The organism is Mesorhizobium sp. B4-1-1 (assembly GCF_006439375.1).
GTDB lineage: Bacteria > Pseudomonadota > Alphaproteobacteria > Rhizobiales > Rhizobiaceae > Mesorhizobium.
This window is the reverse complement of sequence record NZ_VFTH01000039.1, coordinates 21,164-27,309: the sequence shown is the minus strand read 5'-3', so window position 1 is coordinate 27,309 and position 6,146 is coordinate 21,164. Positions and strand designations below refer to the sequence as shown.

Below are 6,146 nucleotides of genomic sequence, written 5' to 3'. Positions count from 1 at the left end.
CATCTACCCGGCCGATTTCGGCTGGACACCGGACTACCGCAAGCCCGACGAGCGCATCGACTGGTGGTACCACAATCTGGGTTCGGTGACCGGCGCCGGCGTCGCCGAGATCACCAACCAGATGGAATATGACGATGAGGTCGCGTTCCACGCGACGCAAAAGCTCTATGAGTTTGCCCGTGTTTCCGACGACGCCGGACGTCGCCCCTGGTGCCTGACCATTTCCTTCACCCATCCGCACGACCCCTATGTCGCGCGGCGCAAATACTGGGACCTTTACGAGGATTGCCCGGCGCTGGAGCCGGAGGTGGGTTTCATCCCCTATGACTGCCAGGATCCGCATTCGAAGCGGCTCTACAAGGCATCGGATTACGACAGCTTCGACATCACGCCGGAGCAGGTGCGCCGCTCGCGGCGCGGCTATTTCGCCAACATCTCCTATCTCGACGACAAGGTCGGCGAATTGCTGTCGGTGCTGGAGCGCACCCGTATGGCCGACGACACGATCGTGATGTTCTGCTCCGACCATGGCGACATGCTGGGCGAGCGCGGCTTGTGGTTCAAGATGTGCTTCTATGAAGGCGCGGCGCGGGTGCCCCTGATGATGGCCGGCAAGGGCATCAAGGCCGGGCTGACCGAGGCGCCTGTCTCCAATCTCGACGTGACGTCGACGCTCTGCGACCTCGCCGGCATCGATATGAGCGGGATCGCGCCTTGGACGGACGGCCAGTCGCTGCTGCCGCTTGCCGGCGGCGAGCAGCGCTCGGCGCCGGTGCTGATGGAATATGCGGCCGAAGGCTCCTCCGCGCCCATGGTGGCGATCCGCGAGGGCAAATACAAATTCGTCCATTGCGAGCTCGATCCGCCGCAACTCTTCGACCTCGATGCCGATCCGCGCGAGCTCGATAATCTCGCGACCAACCCGGCCTACGCCGATCTGGTCTCGACCTTCATGGAAAAGATCCGTGGCCGCTGGGATATGGCAAGCTTCGACGCCGCTGTGCGCGAAAGCCAGGCGCGCCGCTGGGTCGTCTATCCGGCGCTGCGCAACGGCGCTTACTACCCATGGGAGTTCCAGCCGCTGCAGAAGGCATCGGAACGCTACATGCGCAATCACATGAACCTCGACAATCTCGAAGAGAGCAAACGGTATCCGAGAGGCGAATGATGGCAGACATTCTCATCCCGACCCTCGATCATCTGAGGCAGGCCTATGCCGTCACCTCGACGGCCACGCAGGTGACACCGCTTTTGGAGTCGGCGGCCTTGGCCAAGGAGACCGGCGCCGCGCGCGTCTTCGTCAAGCCGGAATCGCTGCAATGGGCCGGCTCCTTCAAGGTGCGCGGCGCCTATTGGCGGCTGAACCGGCTTTCGGCGGGTGAAGGGAAGAAGGGCGTGGTGGCGTATTCCTCCGGCAATTTCGCGCAGGGGCTGGCGGCCGCCGGCCAGGCGCTGGGCATTCCGGTCACCATCGTCATGCCGATCGACGCGCCGGCCGCCAAGCGTGACGCGACGGCCGGTTATGGCGCGCGCGTGGTGCTGACCGATCATGGCGACCGCGCCCGCGAGGAGGTCGCCGCCGCCAAGGCGCGTGAGATCGCCGAGACCGAGCATCTCACCTTGCTGCATCCCTTCGACGACCCGGAGATCGTCGCGGGCCAGGCCGGCGCCGGGCTGGAGGCGCTGGAACAGTTGGCGATGGAGAAGGCGCATGCCGACCTGGTGTTCTGCTCGGTCGGTGGTGGCGGGCTGATCGGCGGCGTCTCGCTTGCCTTCCACTATGTATCGCCCAGGACCGAAATCATCGCGGTCGAGCCGGAGGGTTTCAACGGCATGGGCTCTTCACTTGCGCATGGCGCTATCGAAACGATGCCGATCGGGCCGAAATCGATCTGCGACGGGCTGATGGCCCGAAAACCCGGCGACGCGCCCTTCGCGGCGGTGAGCGCCGCCGGGGCGCGCGGCGTGACCGTCGACGATGCCTCGGTGCGGCGCGCGATGAAGATCGCCTTCGAGCGGATGAAGCTGGTGCTGGAGCCGTCGGGCGCGGCGTCGCTCGCGGCACTGCTCGGCGGCAAGGTGGATGTGAGGGGCAAGACCGTCCTCGTGGTTGCAACCGGCGGCAATGTCTCGCTCGCCGACTTTATGGCGCATATGAACAATGCTTGAAGCGGATTTCGTCATCATCGGCTCCGGCTCCGCCGGCTCGGCCATGGCCTATCGGCTGTCGGAAGACGGCAAGCACTCGGTGATCGTCATCGAGTTCGGCGGCACCGATATGGGGCCGCTGATCCAGATGCCGTCGGCGCTGTCGATCCCGCTCAATATGAGCCTTTACGACTGGGGTTTCGCGAGCGAGCCCGAGCCGCATCTCGGCGGCCGCGTGCTCGCCACGCCGCGCGGCAAGGTGCTCGGCGGTTCCTCCTCGATCAACGGCATGGTCTATGTGCGTGGACACGCGCATGACTTCGACCACTGGGCCGAACAGGGTGCTGCCGGCTGGGCCTTCGCCGACGTGCTCCCCTATTTCAAGCGCATGGAGGATTCCGACGGCGGCGAGGATGGCTGGCGGGGCAAAAGCGGACCGCTGCATGTGCAGCGCGGCACGCTGAAAAATCCGCTCTACGGCGCCTTCGTCGAGGCCGGCCGCCAAGCCGGTTTCGAGCTCACCGACGACTATAACGGCTCCAAGCAGGAAGGCTTCGGGCCGATGGAGCAGACCATTCTTGGCGGCCGCCGCTGGTCGGCGGCGAACGCCTATCTGAAGCCGGCTCTCAAACGCAGGAATGTGAGTCTGATCAAAGGCTTCGCCCGACGCGTGGTGATCGAGAATCAACGCGCGATCGGCGTCGAGATCGAAGCTAACAGACAGATTCAGGTCGTTAAGGCGCGGCGTGAGGTAATCGTCGCGGCATCGTCGGTCAATTCGCCGAAGATCCTGATGCTGTCCGGCATCGGCCCGGGCGCGCATCTCAAGGAAAACGGCATCCAGGTGATTGCCGACCGGCCGGGCGTCGGCGCAAATCTGCAGGATCATCTGGAACTCTACATCCAGCAGGAATCGACCAAGCCGATCACGCTGAACTCGGTGCTCAATCCTTTCTCCAAGGCATTGATCGGCGCGCAGTGGCTGTTCTTCAAGACCGGGCTTGGCGCCACCAACCATTTCGAGGCGGCGGCCTTCGTGCGCTCGCAAGCCGGTGTGGACTACCCGGACATCCAATACCACTTCATCCCGGCGGCGGTGCGCTATGACGGCAAGTCGGCGGCGAAGTCGCATGGCTTCCAGGCGCATGTCGGCCCGATGCGCTCGAAGTCGCGCGGGTCGGTGAGCCTGCGCTCGCCCGATCCGAAGACGAAGCCGGTGATCCGCTTCAACTACATGTCGCATCCCGACGACTGGAGCGAATTCCGCCACTGCATCCGGCTGACGCGCGAGATTTTTGGCCAGAGTGCCTTCGACGGCTTTCGCGGCAAGGAGATTTCGCCGGGCAGCCATGTGCAATCGGACGACGAGCTCGACGCCTTCATCCGCGACCATGCCGAGAGCGCCTATCATCCCTGCGGCACCTGCAGGATGGGCCGCGCCGACGATCTGACCGCCGTCGTCGATCCGGAATGCCGGGTGATCGGCGTCGAGGGGCTGCGCGTCGCCGACTCCTCGATTTTTCCGCGGGTGACAAACGGCAATCTCAACGCGCCATCGATCATGACCGGCGAAAAGGCCTCCGACCACATCCTCGGCCGCACGCCGCTGGCGCCATCCAACCAGGAACCGTGGATCAATCCACGCTGGCAGGTGGCGGACCGATAGGGCATTGTCGGGCAGACCGCCCGCTCGGCGAACAGACTTGGAGAAAGCCATGCGCGCCCAACCCACGGCATCGCATTACGTCAACGGCCGCTACATCGAGGACGAAGGCGGCGCGCCACTGCCCGTGATCTATCCGGCAACGGGCGAGACCATCGCCACGCTGCATTCAGCGACGCCCAACGTGCTGGAACTCGCCATCGAGGCCGCACGCGCCGCGCAGCCGGCCTGGGCGCGGCTGAAGCCGGTCGAACGCGGCCGCATCCTGCGCCGCGCAGCCGACATCCTGCGGGCGCGCAATGCCGATCTGGCCCGCATCGAGACGCTGGACACCGGCAAGGCGATCCAGGAGACGCTGGTGGCCGACGCTCCGTCGGCCGCCGACTGCCTGGAATATTTCGCCGGCGCGGTCGCCGCCTTCAACGGCGAGATGGTCGATCTCGGCGGACCCTTCGCCTACACGCGGCGCGAGCCGCTCGGCGTGTGCGTCGGCATCGGCGCCTGGAATTATCCGATCCAGATCGCCGGCTGGAAATCGGCGCCGGCTTTGGCCATGGGCAATGCCATGGTGTTCAAGCCGTCGGAAAACACCCCGCTTTCGGCGCTGGCGCTGGCCGAAATCTACTCGGAGGCTGGACTGCCGGACGGGCTGTTCAATGTCGTGCAGGGTTACGGCGATGTCGGCGCCGGCCTCGTCGATCATGATGTCGTGGCAAAGGTCTCGGTAACCGGCTCGGTGCCGACCGGCCGCAAGGTGCTGTCGCTTGCCGGCTCGAAGATGAAGCACGCGACGATGGAGCTCGGCGGCAAGTCGCCGCTGATCGTCTTCGACGACGCCGATCTCGAGAACGCCATCGGCGGCGCCATGCTCGGCAATTTTTACTCGACCGGGCAGATCTGCTCCAACGGCACACGCGTCTTCGTGCAGAGCGGCCTGCATGACCGCTTCGTCGAGCGGCTGGTCGAACGCACCAAGAAAATCCGCATCGGCGATCCGCTCGATCCCGAAACGCAGATGGGGCCGCTGGTCAACAGGGCGCAGCAGGACAAGGTCGTCTCCTATATCGAAGCCGGCAAGCAGGAAGGGGCCAGCCTCGCCTGCGGCGGCAACGTGCCGTCACTGCAGGGTTTCGAGGGCGGCTTCTTCATCGAGCCGACGGTGTTTTCAGGCGTCACCGACACCATGCGCATCGCGCGCGAGGAGATATTCGGGCCGGTGATGAGCGTGCTCAAATTCCACGGCGAGGACGAGGTGATCGAGCGCGCCAACGACACCGAATTCGGGCTGGCCGCCGGCGTGTTCACGCGCGACCTGCCGCGCGCGCATCGGGTGATCGCCGAGTTGCAGGCCGGCACTTGCTGGATCAACGCCTACAATCTGACGCCCGTGGAAATGCCGTTCGGCGGCGTCAAGCAGTCCGGCATAGGGCGGGAGAATTCGCTGGCCGCGCTGGCGCATTACTCGCAATTGAAGTCCGTCTATGTCGAGACGGGGGATGTAGTGGCCCCCTACTGAGCCTCTGCTGAAGGGCGCGATTTGCCGAGAGGCTGTTCTCCTTGCTGCCGGCTTGCCGTAGGTTTTCTGACGGGGCAATCGAGGAGGCGAAAATGGCGGGCGAAGCCAAGAACAACAAGGCGGCCACGCTGCCGCTGCTGCTTAGCTTCAATGGAGGCTATGTCGATACCGCGGGCTTCCTGGCGCTGCAGGGACTGTTCACGGCGCATGTCACCGGCAATTTCGTCACGCTCGGCGCTTCGCTGGCGCTTGGCACGTCAGGCGCCTTTGCAAAACTTCTGGCTTTGCCGGTCTTCTGCTTCATGGTTATCCTTAGCCGACTTCTATCGTATCCGTTACAAAGCCGGAAGCTGCCGGTCTTCCGGTCATTGTTGGCAATCAAACTGTTGCTGCTGACGGCAGGTGCGATCCTGGCAATCCGCCTTGGCCCGTTTCCCGACGGAAACAGCTGGGCCGCCATCGTCACCGGCATGGTGCTGGTTTCGGCCATGGCGGTGCAGAATGCCGCGCATCGCGTCCATCTTCCCAGTGCGCCGCCGTCGACGCTGATGACGGGCACCACGACCCAGATCATGCTCGACCTCGCCGATCTCATCCACGGCGCACTGCCCGAGAGCATGGCCGCGTCCCGATCGCGCCTGGCGCGAATGTCGGTCGCCGTGTTCGTCTTCGCGCTGGGATGTGGGACAGCCGCTTTGCTCTATTCACAAGTCGGAATGTGGTGTTTTGCGCTGCCGCCGATCGTTGCGATCGTGCCCCTTGTCATGCAGGAAAGCGCACCCGCCCCCGTGCCGTGACGTCAAGGTCCGAGCATGAGGC

The 6,146-nt window shown here is 64.6% G+C and carries 5 protein-coding genes; all 5 read left to right on the top strand.

The window, feature by feature from the left end; translation table 11 throughout:
* On the top strand, positions 1 to 1,168 hold a 1,168-nt coding region (betC, locus tag FJW10_RS29540; protein WP_140902664.1), incomplete at its 5' end, for a choline-sulfatase.
* A complete protein-coding gene (locus FJW10_RS29535) occupies positions 1,165 to 2,169 on the top strand; it encodes a threonine/serine dehydratase (RefSeq protein ID WP_181177710.1) in 1,005 nt (334 codons plus the stop codon). The genes betC and FJW10_RS29535, both read left to right, overlap by 4 nt.
* A complete protein-coding gene (betA, locus tag FJW10_RS29530; protein ID WP_140902663.1) occupies positions 2,162 to 3,814 on the top strand; it encodes a choline dehydrogenase in 1,653 nt (550 codons plus the stop codon). Before FJW10_RS29535 ends, betA begins: the two co-directional genes overlap by 8 nt.
* 49 nt (positions 3,815 to 3,863) lie before the next feature.
* The gene (gene betB / locus FJW10_RS29525) at positions 3,864 to 5,327 is read left to right on the top strand and encodes a betaine-aldehyde dehydrogenase (RefSeq protein ID WP_140902662.1); all 1,464 of its coding nucleotides are present in this window, start codon (positions 3,864 to 3,866) and stop codon (positions 5,325 to 5,327) included.
* Between the two features lie 92 nt (positions 5,328 to 5,419).
* Positions 5,420 to 6,124: a YoaK family protein gene (locus FJW10_RS29520; protein ID WP_140902661.1), complete on the top strand. Its 705-nt coding sequence runs from the start codon at positions 5,420 to 5,422 to the stop codon at positions 6,122 to 6,124.
* Positions 6,125 to 6,146: the final 22 nt, after the last annotated feature.